General features: G+C 34.6%; 13 protein-coding genes and 1 pseudogene. 7 read left to right on the top strand and 7 right to left on the bottom strand.

Translation table 11 applies throughout. The features are described from left to right. Positions 1 to 44 precede the first annotated feature (44 nt). The gene (gene cls / locus BJS11_RS04035; RefSeq protein WP_069994701.1) at positions 45 to 1,529 is read left to right on the top strand and encodes a cardiolipin synthase; all 1,485 of its coding nucleotides are present in this window, start codon (positions 45 to 47) and stop codon (positions 1,527 to 1,529) included. A 436-nt stretch (positions 1,530 to 1,965) separates the two neighbouring features. Here cls and BJS11_RS13550 read toward each other — a convergent pair whose 3' ends face one another. The 5 genes from BJS11_RS13550 to BJS11_RS04020 form a co-directional block, all read right to left on the bottom strand. Continuing rightward, the gene (locus BJS11_RS13550) at positions 1,966 to 2,061 is read right to left on the bottom strand and encodes a type I toxin-antitoxin system Fst family toxin (protein WP_142351560.1); all 96 of its coding nucleotides are present in this window, start codon (positions 2,059 to 2,061) and stop codon (positions 1,966 to 1,968) included. Between the two features lie 920 nt (positions 2,062 to 2,981). Next, positions 2,982 to 3,077, bottom strand: a complete 96-nt coding sequence (locus tag BJS11_RS13545; protein ID WP_142351556.1) for a type I toxin-antitoxin system Fst family toxin — start codon at positions 3,075 to 3,077, stop codon at positions 2,982 to 2,984. A gap of 262 nt (positions 3,078 to 3,339) precedes the next feature. Then, positions 3,340 to 4,347 (bottom strand): PTS sugar transporter subunit IIC, encoded by a 1,008-nt coding sequence (locus BJS11_RS04030; RefSeq protein ID WP_069994671.1) that lies wholly within the window; start codon positions 4,345 to 4,347, stop codon positions 3,340 to 3,342. Between the two features lie 208 nt (positions 4,348 to 4,555). After that, positions 4,556 to 5,446: a fructose bisphosphate aldolase gene (locus BJS11_RS04025; RefSeq protein ID WP_069994669.1), complete on the bottom strand. Its 891-nt coding sequence runs from the start codon at positions 5,444 to 5,446 to the stop codon at positions 4,556 to 4,558. Positions 5,447 to 5,563: 117 nt separating this feature from the next. Further along, on the bottom strand, positions 5,564 to 6,283 hold the full coding sequence (locus tag BJS11_RS04020) for a class I SAM-dependent methyltransferase (RefSeq protein ID WP_069994667.1): 720 nt from the start codon (positions 6,281 to 6,283) through the stop codon (positions 5,564 to 5,566). A 466-nt stretch (positions 6,284 to 6,749) separates the two neighbouring features. Here BJS11_RS04020 and BJS11_RS04015 point away from each other — a divergent pair, with 466 nt between their 5' ends. Further along, entirely contained in the window at positions 6,750 to 8,372 is a 1,623-nt protein-coding gene (locus BJS11_RS04015) for a BCCT family transporter (RefSeq protein WP_069994665.1), read from the top strand. A 305-nt stretch (positions 8,373 to 8,677) separates the two neighbouring features. Here the strand turns inward: BJS11_RS04015 and cudC are convergent, their stop codons facing one another. Further along, a complete protein-coding gene (gene cudC / locus BJS11_RS04010) occupies positions 8,678 to 9,244 on the bottom strand; it encodes a choline uptake/conversion transcriptional regulator CudC (RefSeq protein ID WP_069994663.1) in 567 nt (188 codons plus the stop codon). 202 nt (positions 9,245 to 9,446) lie between these two features. On the opposite strand from cudC, the gene betB reads away from it, so the two are divergent. From betB to BJS11_RS03990, 5 genes and pseudogenes are all read left to right on the top strand, one after another. Then, on the top strand, positions 9,447 to 10,940 hold the full coding sequence (gene betB, locus BJS11_RS04005) for a betaine-aldehyde dehydrogenase (protein WP_069994661.1): 1,494 nt from the start codon (positions 9,447 to 9,449) through the stop codon (positions 10,938 to 10,940). Positions 10,941 to 10,991: 51 nt separating this feature from the next. After that, positions 10,992 to 12,674: a choline dehydrogenase gene (gene betA / locus BJS11_RS04000; protein ID WP_069994700.1), complete on the top strand. Its 1,683-nt coding sequence runs from the start codon at positions 10,992 to 10,994 to the stop codon at positions 12,672 to 12,674. 145 nt (positions 12,675 to 12,819) lie between these two features. Then, positions 12,820 to 13,263, top strand: coding sequence for a GNAT family N-acetyltransferase (locus BJS11_RS03995; protein ID WP_069994659.1), 444 nt, complete (start codon positions 12,820 to 12,822; stop codon positions 13,261 to 13,263). Positions 13,264 to 13,265: 2 nt separating this feature from the next. Then, positions 13,266 to 13,430 (top strand): annotated as a pseudogene (locus tag BJS11_RS13880) (MFS transporter); the annotation flags it as partial. A gap of 190 nt (positions 13,431 to 13,620) precedes the next feature. Beyond that, positions 13,621 to 14,247 carry a nitroreductase family protein gene (locus BJS11_RS03990; RefSeq protein WP_069994657.1) on the top strand — a complete coding sequence of 209 codons (627 nt, stop codon included), beginning with the start codon at positions 13,621 to 13,623 and terminating at the stop codon, positions 14,245 to 14,247. Between the two features lie 65 nt (positions 14,248 to 14,312). On the opposite strand, the gene BJS11_RS03985 is transcribed toward BJS11_RS03990, so the two are convergent. Continuing rightward, on the bottom strand, positions 14,313 to 15,254 hold the full coding sequence (locus BJS11_RS03985) for a nucleoside hydrolase (protein WP_069994655.1): 942 nt from the start codon (positions 15,252 to 15,254) through the stop codon (positions 14,313 to 14,315). Between the last annotated feature and the right edge of the window lie 181 nt (positions 15,255 to 15,435).

The following is a 15,435-nucleotide window of genomic DNA, read 5'->3' as shown; positions in this document are numbered from 1 at the left end:
CTACTAATGGTGAAATTTTAATGAAAATACTACGAGGTGAAGTTATGCAATTAATATTTGATGCAGGTGTAAGCCCAATTTATCGTGGTGTGCTAGCATTTTTCTTTGTTATTAATATTATTTTAGCATTTGTCATTGTCTTTTTAGACAGAGATAGGAGAGATGCAACTGCTACATGGGCTTGGTTATTTTTACTTTTTGTTATGCCGATTTTAGGTTTCTTCGTCTATATTTTCTTCGGGAGAGGTATACGTAAGAAACGTGAACGTGGTCATGCGCATAACCAAATTGAAGACGGTATGAAAAGGGTACAGTCTCAACTCCAAGGTTCGACGAATAGTATAAGTGATTCGGATAATCCTATCGTTAGAAAACATCAAGATATTGCTACTACACTTTTAACAAAAGAGCCATCGTTTTTAAGTCATGATAATAATATTGATATTTATACGGATGGTCATGATTTATTTAATCAAATGAAAGAAGATCTTCGCAATGCCAAGGCTTATATTCATATGGAATATTATGTATTGAATTTAGACGGTTTAGGCAAAGAGATTGTCAGTATTTTAGAACAGAAGGCTGAGGAAGGTCTTGAAGTTAAATTACTTTATGATGCGGTCGGCTCAAAATCTGTACATAAATCAAAATTTAAGAAGTTCCAAGAGGTTGGAGGACAGGTTGAAGCATTTTTTCAAGCCAAAATACCACTCGTGAACTTTAGAGTGAATAACCGTAATCACAGAAAAATCGTTGTCATTGATGGTATGACTGGTTATGTTGGTGGTTTCAATATTGGAGATGAGTATTTAGGTCTCAATGAAAAATTTGGTTATTGGAGAGATACGCACCTAAGAGTAAGAGGAGACGGTGTGGATGCATTGCAATTAGCATTTATACATGATTGGAATTCTCAAGCAAAACGTGAGCAATTAGATTACAATGATAAATACTTCCCAGATAATGCACATCAAGGTGGACAAGTATCAATGCAACTTGCATTAAGTGCACCTAGTGATAATTGGCATCAAATTGAATTTGGCTATATGAAAATGATCATGAATGCTAAAAAGTCTATTTACATGCATAGTCCATATTTCATTCCGGATAAAGGTTATATTAATGCGTTGCGAATAGCCGCTAAATCAGGTGTAGATGTACGTTTAATTATTCCGTGTAAGCCGGATCACATTTTTGTATATTGGGCGACTATTACGAGTGTGGCACAGTTAATTCGAGATGGTGTGAAAGTATACACTTATGAAAATGGCTTTATTCATTCTAAAATGATGATTATTGATGATGAAGTGGCAAGTGTTGGTTCTTCAAACATGGATATACGTAGCTTCGAGTTGAATTTTGAAATTAATGCATTTATGTATGATAGCGATATTACAAAGCAATTGAAGGATGCATTTTTCGAAGATTTGAAAGTATCGAAAGAACTTACTGAAGAACGATACAACCAACGTTCTTATTGGATTAAATTTAAGCAATCCATTGCTAAGTTGGCTTCACCAATATTATAGTTTAATGAAAAATTGAATTATTTATATTAGCCAATCTTGAAAGGAAGATTAAATCTCTATTGGAATGAAGAAAAATATAGGGGAGTAAATCGCTGTATTGAACTTGGAATATACCTTGAATTTTCAAATAGATAATTTAGGTATTTTAATCGTTATTTTATTAATTTATTTAAACTTTAAGATACCTGCTTCTAGATTTACAGTTATATCCTTAAGGTCTAAAAATCAACAGACTAAAAAAGCTCTATCTCGTTCAGAATGGATTGCTATATTGAGGATAATCATTCCTGTTATAATTAGTTTCATATTCTAGTTTTGCATTTCTATATAATATGATGTTATAATACGTGTAACGAAAATAAGTATTTATTTATACACCAATCCCCTCACTATTGCGAGTAGTGAGGGGATTTTTGTTGGTGTGGCTCGATGTCACCTATTTTTTATTGCGTTTACTTAGCCAATAAGTATAATACGCAATGGCACAGCCACTGATGACTGGCGCTACGATGTGAACGAAAATAAGTATCACTTTATACACCTGTATATGTTTGAACACATCCACTTTGGTTAAGTTTTATTAATTAACAATTTATTCTTTTTGCAGTGTCATTCTCTTTGTTATTGAATTCTTTTTTAAATTGAAAGTATGAATAACACAATTGAAATATTGGAAATTCTAGCAATTAAAAATACTAAACTTATTAAACTAATAATACCATCAACAATTGGGGGTGTAGTAAGCAACATACAGTAATAACCAACTTGAAATTATATATATTAATCCACCAAATAGTGGAAACAAAAGTGTTGTGTACTCTGTTAAATTGGCCATTTTTCTGTATAGTATTTTAATACTTATATTAAGTGATATTTTTACTTTTACAAAAACTATGGTAAAGAAACTTAATCAACGGCATAAAAAAGAGAAAGCAATTACCATTCACAAATGTTTTTGCAATCCTAATCGCTATAATGTTATAATCAAAATAACAAAAGGTAGTTCCATTGGAACACCGAAGCCCTCAACTTATTTCAATAGGTTGGGGGTTTTTGGTGGACTAGCCGCCTATTTATCATTACGTTTGCGTAGCTAAAAGTTAATAAACCTTAATCACACTAATACTCCAATAATAAAAGCAAATATAGCACTACTACTGATATGTTCAATAATATAAGAGATTATTGAACATATGTAATTGATTTGCCTGATTGCACCTTTGTAAATATATAATTTATGTCAAACATTTTTTAAATAAATAACTGTTTTTCTGAATTTTGACTTAACAATGAGTCTCTTACACATCTTATTGTCATAGATTTTGCCTTCTCAACACCTATGATGTTATAATCAGATTAACAAATAGAGTGTTTATATGGTAAACACCGAGCCCGATAACTATGTCCGTAGTTACGGGCTCTTTCTGGTGTATTGGTTATGTCGCCGCTGGATTATTTAGCACGCTTGTTTAACCAATGTGAAAATAACGTGATTATAACTCCTACTATGATAGGCGCTATAAGTGCTACAAATAGAGTGCTTAACATGGTATCACCTCCTTCCATGTTAGTTAAAACACAGAAGTAAAACGGCGACTCTATTATTATACACTCGTAAAAGTTCAAATACATCTGCTTTAGCTAAGTGGAGTTATGTTACTTTGAGTATCTATAAAACTGTATATATTTAAGCTTGTTTTTAATATTTTAAAATATACTTTATTAATAACCAAAATTTTTACCCACATAAATATTGCTTTAGCTATAATGCATTTCCTACAGTAATAGCATTTATACTTAATGGCAGACGCTAGTTTGCAACATGAATGAGTTGATCGCCTGGTTTAATCCATTGCTTTTTAAAGAAGTATCTATACAACACAAAGCTAATGATAACAGGTAAGGCAATATGAAAGACAAGTATGAGTAACCAAGTTTGTATAGAACCGCCCATCGTATTTATTGTCATAATCTGGCCAATGAAACCACTCGTTCCCATACCAGCTCCCGCAGCATTGTTGGTCATAGGGAATAATGTGGTCATAATTGGTGCAACAATGGCACTGGCAACTGTTGGGGGTACAAGTATCATTGGGTGTTTGATGATATTAGGCACTTGTAACATACTTGTACCGATTCCAACTGATAAAATACTACTCCAACCATTATCCTTATAGCCATTTACAGCAAAGCCTACCATTTGTGCTGCGCAACCTATTGTTGCTGCACCAGCAGCCAGACCACTTAGGTCAAGCATCAATGCGAGTGCTGCACTTGAAATGGGTGCAGTTAATGCCAATCCAAATATTACTGAAACGAGAATACCCATAATGAGTGGTTGTTGATCCGTTGCAGCAATAATCACTTTGCCTAATCCCGTCATAAATTGGTTTAACGCAGGACCAAACAATTTAGCGATAGTACCGCCAATAATAATTGTCAGTAATGGCGTAATGATGATATCAATCTTAGTTTTCCCAGCATAGAACTTACTTAATTCAACAACAATTAGTGTAGCGATGTATGCACCTACTGCGCCGCCACCAAATGTTGTATAGCCCAAAGTACCTACAATTACACATGAAAATATGACAAGTGGTTTAGCTCCTAGTCCGTAAGCGATTGCGACCCCAATCGCAGCGCCAGTGACAGACATAGCTACTTTCCCAATTTCTGATAAAAATGATAATTGTAACTGTGGTATTAAAGTTTGATTTCCAATTGTTTCTAAAATAAGGCCAATAATTAAAGAACCAAACAAACCTAATGCCATAGAACTTAGTGCTTCAATAATCCACCTATGTAAATATTTTTTCATTTCCCAATCCCCTCGATAGTTAATTCATATAATTTATAAATTAATATTATTATATAGATAGTTAGTGAAGTTGGCTAGCCTAACTTGAGAAAATTTTCACAATTTGTGTGAAAGTGCTAAACATCACTTAAAATGGATCCTTGTTTAAATGAAAAAAATACCCATGTACAAATTTGTACACGGGTACATTACATTTGAATATTAGTGATTAATTTTTATTAACAGAAGCGTCATAGATAGACTCAATTGTGTCGCCTAAAATACGATCGAATTCTTCATCAGATTGATTAACATTTAAGTCATTGATTAATGCACGAGAGAAGCTTGCGATTAAATCTTTGTTTTGCTTAAGGACTTCGTTGGCATGTTCTCTGCTATAACCACCAGAAAGTGCAACAGCACGTACAACATTAGGATGGTTGATTAATGATTCATATTGGTTTGCATTTGTAGGGATAGTTACTTTAAGCATCACAAGTTGATCATCATTTAATTGATTTAATTCTTCTAAAATAGACTCAGTTAAATAAGCTTCAATTTCAGCTTTATTTTCTGCATTAATATTAACTTCAGGTTCAATAATTGGCACTAAACCAGCAGCGATGATTTGTTTTGCTACTTCGAATTGTTGCTTAACGACCGCATCAATACCTTCTTTGTTGAATTCTAAGATATTAGAACGCATTTTCGTACCAAAGATTTTATGTTCATTCGCACGACGTAATAAATCATCTAAATCTGGCATTGGTTTCATTAATTGAACGCCATCTTTTTGTTCAGCTAATCCTTTATCCACTTTTAAGAAAGGTACGACACCTTTTTCTGCAAGATAATCACCAGTGTGTTTACCTTCTACCTCACGATCCATTGTTTGTTCGAAAAGGATAGCACCAACGATTTTATCTGAGCTAAATGAAGGTGATGAAACAATACGCGTACGCATGTCATGAACAAGTTTAAACATTTCATCTTCATTACTGTATTGATCTTCGGTTACGCCGTAATCTTTAAGTGCTTTAGGTGTACTTCCACCACTTTGATCTAATGCCGCAATGAAGCCTTTTCCATTTTTTACTTTATCAAATTGTTCTTTATTCATTCTTACCACTCCTTTTACTTTATTCACTAATAGTATGATAAAAATTATTTTAGAACGCAAGCTGAAGGCACTTAATATATAAAAATAAAATATAAAAACGCTTTTTTATAAAAATATCTAATGTTTAGTTACTGATATTAAGAAAATTGGTGTTGGATTATAAAACGCGTCTTCCTTATGATAGATTCGTTGATAAATATTTGTATCTAAATGAATATGTTGATAGCCTAATGCGCTTAAAATATCAATATCTGTTTGTGGGCGGGGAAGATGATTAATCTCAAGGCTTTGTTTAATCGCTTCGCTTTCAGATAACATTTGTTCTCCAAGTGTATGATGTGCATGGTTTGAAGAGATGGCTTGATACGATTCAAAGGAATCTTTGCCATAATCAGCATCTACATTGATAAGTTTGCCACCTGATTTCAAGACACGTAGCCATTCTTGATATGCAGTTCGTGTATTTGGAAGTAGCCAAGTAACGTTACGTGCAATGACCACATCAAATGTATCGTCTTTGAATTCTAGATGCTCTGCATCCATAATTTGAAAATTAACGTCCTGCTTGAATTTCTGTGAATTAGATTGCGCAGCTATAATCATATCTGTTGAAAGGTCAATACCTGTAACTGCTGCCCCTTGTTGTCGACATAAAATAGCTAAAAATCCTGCACCAGTTCCGATATCTAAAATACGTTTCCCTTTAATCACAGGCACGATGTGTTGGATTTCATTTATCCATTTTTGAGCATGTGCACTTTCTAATTCATCTTGTTTGTTTTGGCTAAATGTACCTGCACGTTTATCCCAATAGTTGATGATTTGTGATTTATCCATATCTGTATACTCCTTTTGATTATAATTAAAAGTTTTATCAATTTAATTATAAGCCTTTAAAGTAAAAAAAGGTGTTTTTGATGATTGAATTAAAATATTGATGTTATGTTCAAATTTGAAATATAAGTCGTTTAATACTTTAAATTTTTAAGTAAAAACAAAAAAAACAAAAGAAATATTTATACGTAATTAAAGTATAAATATACAATCGTTAAAATTGTATATTTCATTCAATTCGTTAAATTTAAATTTAATACTACTATTGTAGCGATTTTTGCGAAGTGATTAAAAGCTTAAATTATATAATTATTCATCAGTTCTATATAAAAATTTTGAATGCGATTTGCATTATTATTGAAAGTTCGTTAGGCTCATGAATGTGAATTAAGAAATAGTTTTTCTAATAATAAATATATTTTTAGAAGCTTTTACATAGTAAAAAAACTAAATACAGGGGTGTTCAAAAATGAAGAATAATAGAGTTATGGATTGGACAACCTTTATAGGATCATCCGTAATTTTACTTATTGCTGTTATCCCTATGATGGTATTTCCAAAAGCAAGTCAGGAAGTTATTACAACGATGAATAACGCTGTATCAAGTGCTTTAGGATCCATTTACTTGCTCATAGGTCTAGCAATATTGATATTTGTACTCTATATTGCCTTTGGTAAATATGGCAATGTAACCTTAGGAAAGGCGACAGATAAACCTGAATTTAATAATTTCAGCTGGGCGGCTATGTTATTCTGTGCTGGTATCGCCTCAGATATTTTATATTGGGGAATTATTGAGTGGGCATTTTATTATCAAGATCCGCCACATGGTGGTAAAGGCATGACAGATAGCGCATTAAATTATGCCACGATGTATGGTATGTTCCATTGGGGGCCAATTGCATGGGCAACATTTGTACTGCCAGCGCTTTGTATTGGTTATTTATTATTCGTTAAGAAAAAGCCGATTTATAAAGTGAGCCAAACATTACGTCCAATTTTAAAAAATCAAACAGATGGTATTGTAGGACAAATTGTAGATGTGATATTCATATTCGGCCTATTAGGTGGTGCAGCAACATCATTAGCTTTAGGTGTGCCAATGATTACAGCAGGAATTGAAAGGCTCACAGGTATCGATGGTGACAACATGTGGATGCGTGGTGCTATATTATTCTTAGTGACAGGTATCTTTGCCTATAGTTCATATTCTGGTCTAAAAAAAGGAATTAAAGTATTAAGTGATTGGAATGTAATTCTGTCGTTCCTATTACTTGGATTTGTCTTAGTTGTAGGTCCAACAATTTTCATTATGGAAACTACGATTACAAGTATGGGGAATATGATTAAGAATTTCTTCCAAATGGCAACATGGCTAGAACCATTTGGTGGTATTGGCGGTCGTAAAGAGACAAACTTCCCGCAACAATGGACGATATTCTATTGGTCTTGGTGGATTGTTTATGCGCCATTTATCGGTTTATTTATCGCCCGTATTTCTAAAGGGCGTACGTTGAAAGAAGTCGTATTAGGTACGATTATCTATGGTACGTTAGGATGTATGTTATTCTTTGGTATCTTTGGAAACTATGCAGTTTACTTACAAATTAGTGGTCAATTCGATGTTATTCAGAACTTAAATACACATGGTACGGAAGCAACTATTATTGAGGTATTACATCAATTACCGTTCCACAATATCATTATTATATTATTCATGATTTCTGCTGTATTGTTCCTAGCAACAACATTTGATTCAGGTTCATATATCTTAGCAGCAGCATCTCAAAAGAAAGTGATCGGTGAACCTCTAAAAGCGAACCGTTTATACTGGGCGTTTGCATTATGTCTGTTACCATTTGCGTTGATGTTGGTAGGTGGTGAAAGAGCGTTAGAAGTATTGAAAACTGCCGCTTTATTAGCGAGTGTGCCGGTTCTGGTTGTCTTTGTCATGATGATGTTTGCGTTTATGCGGACATTGAATGAAGATAGGCTTAAATTAGAGCATCGTGCTGATAAATACAGAGAAGTCGAACGACGTTCATTACGTATTACACAGGTAAGAGAGAAAAAAGAAGACGATAATTTATAGCATAAAAAAGCTGAGCCTGGGACATAAATAGATGTCTCAGGCTCTTATCAAATTAGGCAGTAGATGACTGAATTGAAAATATAAAGTCTCACTGCTTTAATTTATTAAGTTAGTGAGACTTATGCATCAGCTTCAGCTCAGGTAAACTTTTCAACTCTAGTCATCCTTGCCGGGGTGGGACTACGAAATCTTTATTAGAGAAATGGATTTCTGTCCCACTCCCTTTCCTACGATTAGTCAAGTATAAATTATTAAAAATAAGGGTGTCAGAACAATATAAAATTGCCCACACCCTGCGCATTGAATTAGTCAATGGAGTCTGTGTATTTATTTTCAGGAATTGGGAAATACTTGAATATTTCGCCGCTTTCAAGCGCATCACTTAACTGTTCTAACCACTCATAGTAAGGCAACGTGTCAATAAGTTGTTGCTTTGTTTCAATTGCTTCAGTTTTAGTCGACGTATCAATTGCTTCATTGTTAATTAATATGTCTAATTGCGCTACTGCTTCGTGTACTGCCTCGGCATTGATGACAATCTCTCTACGCCATTTTTGTGAAAAGAAATTGCGAAAGAAGTTGAAGAAGTCTTTTTCAGCGATAAAATGTTGTTTTCTACTACCACGTGTGAATTTTTGTTTGACGATGTCAAATTCTTGTAGTCTTTTCACACCTGCGCTCATGCTTGGTTTGCTCATTTGAAGTTGTTCACGCATTTCATCGAGTGTCATACTTTCTTCAAATAACATCGTACCAAATAAATTTCCGACACTTCTATTAATGCCATAAAGGTCCATTGTTTCTCCAATTGCATTGATAACAATATCTTTAGCTTCTGCTAATTGATTATCTGGATTATTTGAACGTACCATGTTGTCCACCTCCAACCTAATTTGTATATAACTATAGATTATAGCAAGTCAATATCTGTAGTGTAAGGTCACACTATTTCGCGATAATAACATCAGACTATAATGTTTGAGTACGTTTGACACGCTTTCAAATACTATGCTAACATAAATTTTATAAAATTCGTTAAATAAAAATTTAACAAACTTAACGGAGGTCGTTTTAATGGAACTTGTAAATCGTTTGTCTCGTCGTCAGTACATTGATGGTGAGTGGGTAGATAGCTCAAATAATGAAACCAGAAAAATTGTGAATCCATTTAACCAAGAAGTGATTTTTGAAGTCGCAGAAGGTACAGCATCAGATAGTGAACGTGCAATATTAGCTGCTAGAAAATCGTTTGAAAGTGGCGAATGGTCTCAAGAAACGAGTGAAAATAGAGGCAAAAAAGTGCGTGTGATTGCCGATGCAATTGCGACGCATCGAGAAGAGTTAGCGAGACTAGAAACGTTAGATACAGGTAAAACATTAGAAGAATCTTATGCAGATATGGACGATATTGCCAATGTATTTAACTTTTATGCAGGATTAGCAGATAAAGACGGTGGAGAAATAATTGATTCACCAATTCCAAATACAGATAGCAAAATAGTAAAAGAACCAGTAGGTGTTGTAACGCAAATCACACCATGGAATTATCCTTTATTACAGGCATCATGGAAACTTGCGCCAGCATTGGCATCCGGTTGTTCACTTGTCATGAAACCAAGTGAAATTACGCCATTAACAACAATTCGTGTATTTGAATTAATGGAAGAAATTGGTTTTCCAAAAGGTGTCATTAACCTTGTACTAGGTAAAGGTTCAGAAGTAGGTGAACCGTTATCAGCACATAAAGAGGTTGACCTAGTATCATTTACAGGCGGTATTAAAACTGGTAAACACATTATGAAACAAGCGGCAGATCATGTGACTAACATTGCTTTAGAACTTGGTGGTAAGAATCCAAATGTTATTTTCGAAGATGCGGACTTCGAATTAGCTGTAGATCAAGCACTTAACGGTGCATTTTTCCATGCAGGTCAAGTTTGCTCAGCAGGTTCAAGAGTGATCGTACACAATGATATCAAGGATAAATTTGAAGCGGCGCTTATCGAAAGAGTTAAAAATATTAAGCTGGGTAATGGTTTTGATTCAGAAACAGAGATGGGTCCAGTTATTTCAGCGGAACACAGAGAAAAAATAGAAAACTACATGGAAGTTGCTAAGGCTGAAAATGCGACAATTGCAATCGGTGGTAAACGTCCAGACCGTGACGATTTAAAAGATGGCTTTTTCTTTGAACCAACTGTCATTACTGACTGTGATACTTCAATGCGTATTGTTCAAGAAGAAGTCTTTGGTCCAGTCGTGACAATTGAAGGATTTTCAACAGAAGTAGAAGCAATTGAATTGGCAAACGACTCAATTTATGGCTTAGCAGGCGGTGTGTTCACACAAGATATTAGTAAAGCTGAACGCGTCTCTAATCAATTGAAAATGGGGACAGTTTGGATTAATGATTTTCACCCTTACTTTGCACAAGCACCATGGGGCGGTTATAAACAATCCGGTATCGGTAGAGAACTTGGTAAAGAAGGTTTAGCTGAATATCAAGTAGAAAAACATATCTTACGTAATACAAATCCAGAACCAGTTAATTGGTTTGGTAAAGCATAAATCATTTTCAAAAATGAAAGTAATCTATAAAATTCAGGAGGCAGTATGACAATGAAACAATCATATGATTATATCATTATTGGTGGCGGTAGTGCTGGTTCAGTACTAGGTGGCCGACTCAGTGAAGATGCATCGAATGAAGTACTTGTTTTAGAAGCTGGACGTAGTGACTATCCTTGGGATTTATTAATACAAATGCCAGCAGCGTTAATGTATCCAGCAGGTAATAAATTGTACGATTGGATTTATGAAACGACGCCAGAACCACATATGGGTGGACGTAAAGTTGGTCACGCTCGCGGTAAAGTATTAGGTGGTTCTAGTTCTATTAACGGTATGATTTATCAACGTGGTAACCCAATGGATTACGAAAAATGGGCGAAACCTGAAGGAATGGAATCATGGGACTTTGCGCATTGTTTACCATACTTTAAGCGCTTAGAAACAACATTTGGTTCTACAAAAGATGATCCATATCGTGGACATCATGGGCCAATTAAATTAAGACGTGGACCTGCGGACAATCCATTATTCCAAGCATTCTTTGATGCAGGAGTTGAAGCTGGTTACAATAAGACGCCAGATGTGAATGGTTTCCGTCAAGAAGGTTTTGGACCATTCGACAGTCAAGTACACAATGGTCGTCGTGTATCAGCTTCTAGAGCATATTTACACCCAGCTATGAAACGTAAAAATTTAGAAGTTCAAACACGTGCATTTGTTACGAAGTTAAATTTCGAAGGTAATAAAGTCACAGGTGTGACATTCAAGAAAAATGGTAAAGAGCATACAGTTAATGCCAAAGAGGTCATCTTATCTGGTGGCGCAATTAACTCACCGCAATTGTTACAATTATCAGGTATCGGTGATTCTGAACATTTACGTTCATTAGGAATTGAGCCTCGTATTCACTTACCAGGTGTTGGTGAAAACTTTGAGGACCATTTAGAAGTTTATGTGCAACATGCATGTAAACAACCTGTTTCAATGCAACCAAGTTTAAATAAATTGAAAATGCCATTTATTGGCTTACAATGGATTTTCGGTCGCAAAGGCGCAGCAGCATCTAACCATTTTGAAGGTGGCGGCTTTGTGCGCTCTAACGAAGATGTGGACTATCCAAACTTAATGTTCCACTTCTTGCCGATCGCGGTAAGATACGATGGTACGAAAGCACCTGAAGCACATGGTTATCAAGTGCACGTAGGTCCGATGTACTCAAATTCACGTGGTCATTTGAAAATAAAATCTAAAGATCCGTTTGAAAAACCTGATTTCGTATTTAACTATTTATCTACAGAAGAAGATAAACGTGAATGGGTTGAAGCGATTAAAGTTGCTAGAAATATCTTAAGTCAAAAAGCTTTAGATCCATATAATGGTGGTGAGATTTCTCCAGGTCCAGAAGTACAAACAGATGAAGAAATTATCGAATGGGTTAAACGTGATGGTGAAACAGCGTTACATCCATCATGTAGTTGTAGAATGGGCCCAGCATCAGATGAAATGTCAGTTGTAGACCCAGAAACATTTAAAGTACATGGTATGGAGAATTTACGTGTTGTTGATGCATCTGTAATGCCTCGTACTACGAATGGTAATATCCATTCTCCAGTATTAATGATGGCTGAGAAAGCATCAGATATTATTCGTGGTAAGAAACCATTAGACCCTGAGTATCTTGATTTCTATCGTCATGGTGTTCATGATAAAGATGCAGGCACAGTTAAGTAAGCTCAGAATTAATTATTGAACATATTTTGTGAAAATGAAATAGAGTTAGATTGCAAGAAACCTAAGAAAACCTAAGACATTTCAGTGTGTCTTAGGTTTTTTTGTTATAACAAAGTCAAGAAATAAAAGATGAAGCGGGGATATCATGACAATCAAAAGGGCAAATGATGCAGAATTAGAAATCATTAATGATACAATTCCACAACTTTTCAAAGAATCAATTACGACAACATGTGTGTTAACCGATGAAGCGATGCGTACTATGTCTCAACGTTTAAAAGCACAGGGTGCTACGTATTATGTGTTAGTTGAAAACGGCCAATTTAAAGGTTTTATGTTACTTGATCAAGGTGAAGATATTCTTTCACAACAAGTATATGGCTTTATTTATGAATTATTTGTCTTTAAGTCCTTTAGAAGACAGGGAGTTGCACAGAATTTAATTGACTTTGCTAAAATATTTTTTAAGGAGCAAGGTGTAGATGAAATAAGATTAAATGTTTTTGCTGAAAATAATGCCAAACTGTTATACGAAAAAGTAGGTTTTCATGATAGCCGAATCATTATGAAAATGGATTTAGAAAAATAACTTTTGTTAACTCAGCGACGATTATAGCACCAACGTTAACTGGTATCTTAGTGACATCATATAGTTATTCATCTATGTTTATATCTGCAGTTGTTGCTTCAATTATTGGAATTATCGCAATGTGTTTTGTAAAACCAGGACAGAAGAAAATAAAATCTCTATCATAGGATGATTGAATCCATATTACATGAATTTGTAATTATTAGGTACTTGAAACATTATTTGTTTCGGGTGCTTTTTTGTTTTAAAGGGAAAAATAAAAGATTGTAGAAATTGGTATGAAAACAGATGATTTGAAAAAAGTGTCGAATTGCGTATAATTTGATTTTGTTAAAAACAATTAAGGAGTTATGTAAGATGATTAATAATAATTTTGAAGAAATTTTAATGAATAGAAAATCTGTTAAGGTATTTGACGAGCAAGTGAAAATTCCAAAAACAGAGATGGATGAAATGATTAAGAAAGCTACTAAAGCACCTTCTTCAGTAAATATGCAACCGTGGAGATTTCTTGTCGTTGAAAGTGATGAAGGAAAAGATAAACTACGTCCATTGATTCGTTTTAATACACGACAAAATGATACTTCTGCAGCAATGGTAGTCATTTTTGGAGATATGCAGAGCCAAACTCATGGTGAAGAGATATACAATAATGCAGTTAAAGAGGGTTTAATGCCAGAGGAAGTAAAAAACGAAATGTTGGAAAAAGTCATTCCGCTTTATGAAAATGCACCAAAAGCAATAATGAACGATATTGTTAAAATTGACAGTAGCTTAGCGGCAATGCAGTTTATGTTAGTAGCTAAGTCGCATGGTTATGATACGAATCCTATTGGAGGATTTGAAAGTGATCAAATTGCAGACGCATTTGATATTGATTCAGAGCGTTATGTGCCTGTTTTGATTGTTGCGATTGGTAAGGCCAAAAATCCAGCGCATGGTTCCTATAGATTGCCTACAGAGACAGTAACTAAATATGTATAATTAAAGAGTATAAGAAAAGACAATTTATAAGGCGTTTTTAGCGCTTTATAAATTGTCTTTTTATATTATTGCGATACTTTTTTAGCTAAATCGGTAATATATTTGAAAAATGCGTCATGTTCAACGTGATCAACGACTGAAATTGGTCGACCATGTTCATTGTCGATATAGGTTTGTCCTTGGCTAGGACCTTTGGTATGCACAGAAACATTGACTTTATGTTGTTGAACAAGTTCAGGTTTACCTACGTATGCAGTCGTCAAGACATCCCATAAAAAGTAAGTTGAATTGGTTTGGAAATGTGTAAGTGGTGGGACTGCAGCATAACTTACACCTAAGAAATCTACCCCTGGGTAATGACGTTCATTTGCCCAAGCTTGTCTTACTTTCCATGTCATGGGTACTTGGTTTGTACTTTCTAATGCCACCATATCAATCTTAATATTGGTATCAAAGACTTTTTTGACAGCCTCTGGATCCCAAAAGGCATTCCATTCTGCAGTACCATCATGTTCTGGTTCTTCTACATTACCTTTTTCTAAGAAAGTTCCACCCATCCATACGAGACGCTCGATACGATTTTCAATAGATGGTTCAACGGTCAAAGCTTTAGCTAAATCTGTAAGTGGTCCTGTGAATAATAATGTTACAGGTGTACTACTATGTTGAAGTTTGTCGATAATATCTTGATATGCATCCTGATTGAGTACTTTGGACAGTTGTTGCGTTGGTTCATTAAGTATTGGTAGTGCGTCCATAAAGAATGCATGCATGCGCCAGTCTTTAGGGAAGGGGTTCTTTCCACGTTCATTTGAAGCGGCAACATGAAGTGATTGATTTGAAAAACGATTAATAATTTTTTTCGATGCACTGACTGCAGGTTCTACGTAACTATCCGCACCAATCGCACTTACACCAATCAAATTAATATCGTCCATATGTAGTAGTAAGAATAGTGAAACTAAGTCATCGACGCCACCGTCATGATTGAAATAGATTGCTTTCATAGGTTATACCTCCAAGTTTAGTGATGACGAAAAGGTATTTTCGTCACTTTATGTATCTTAAAAATAAAGACTATTGTTATTAAATATAAAAAGTAATGTTCATGGATTCATATCTTGATTGTTTTATTATACCAAAATATAGCTCATCATAGTAAGACCTTAAGGCCGTACGATGACGTAT

Origin of the sequence: Staphylococcus caeli, from assembly GCF_900097965.1 — a bacterium.
GTDB classification, from domain to species: Bacteria; Bacillota; Bacilli; order Staphylococcales; family Staphylococcaceae; genus Staphylococcus; species Staphylococcus caeli.
Note: the sequence above shows the minus strand (reverse complement) of the source record. Positions and strands in the feature narration are given on the sequence as shown.

Coding starts and splice junctions, on each gene's coding strand:
- cls (WP_069994701.1), top strand. CDS start 45: ATGCAATTAATATTTGATGCAGGTGTAAGCCCAATTTATCGTGGTGTG.
- BJS11_RS13545 (WP_142351556.1), bottom strand. CDS start 3,077: ATGTTAAGCACTCTATTTGTAGCACTTATAGCGCCTATCATAGTAGGA.
- BJS11_RS04030 (WP_069994671.1), bottom strand. CDS start 4,347: ATGAAAAAATATTTACATAGGTGGATTATTGAAGCACTAAGTTCTATG.
- BJS11_RS04025 (WP_069994669.1), bottom strand. CDS start 5,446: ATGAATAAAGAACAATTTGATAAAGTAAAAAATGGAAAAGGCTTCATT.
- BJS11_RS04020 (WP_069994667.1), bottom strand. CDS start 6,283: ATGGATAAATCACAAATCATCAACTATTGGGATAAACGTGCAGGTACA.
- BJS11_RS04015 (WP_069994665.1), top strand. CDS start 6,750: ATGAAGAATAATAGAGTTATGGATTGGACAACCTTTATAGGATCATCC.
- cudC (WP_069994663.1), bottom strand. CDS start 9,244: ATGGTACGTTCAAATAATCCAGATAATCAATTAGCAGAAGCTAAAGAT.
- betB (WP_069994661.1), top strand. CDS start 9,447: ATGGAACTTGTAAATCGTTTGTCTCGTCGTCAGTACATTGATGGTGAG.
- betA (WP_069994700.1), top strand. CDS start 10,992: ATGAAACAATCATATGATTATATCATTATTGGTGGCGGTAGTGCTGGT.
- BJS11_RS03995 (WP_069994659.1), top strand. CDS start 12,820: ATGACAATCAAAAGGGCAAATGATGCAGAATTAGAAATCATTAATGAT.
- BJS11_RS03990 (WP_069994657.1), top strand. CDS start 13,621: ATGATTAATAATAATTTTGAAGAAATTTTAATGAATAGAAAATCTGTT.
- BJS11_RS03985 (WP_069994655.1), bottom strand. CDS start 15,254: ATGAAAGCAATCTATTTCAATCATGACGGTGGCGTCGATGACTTAGTT.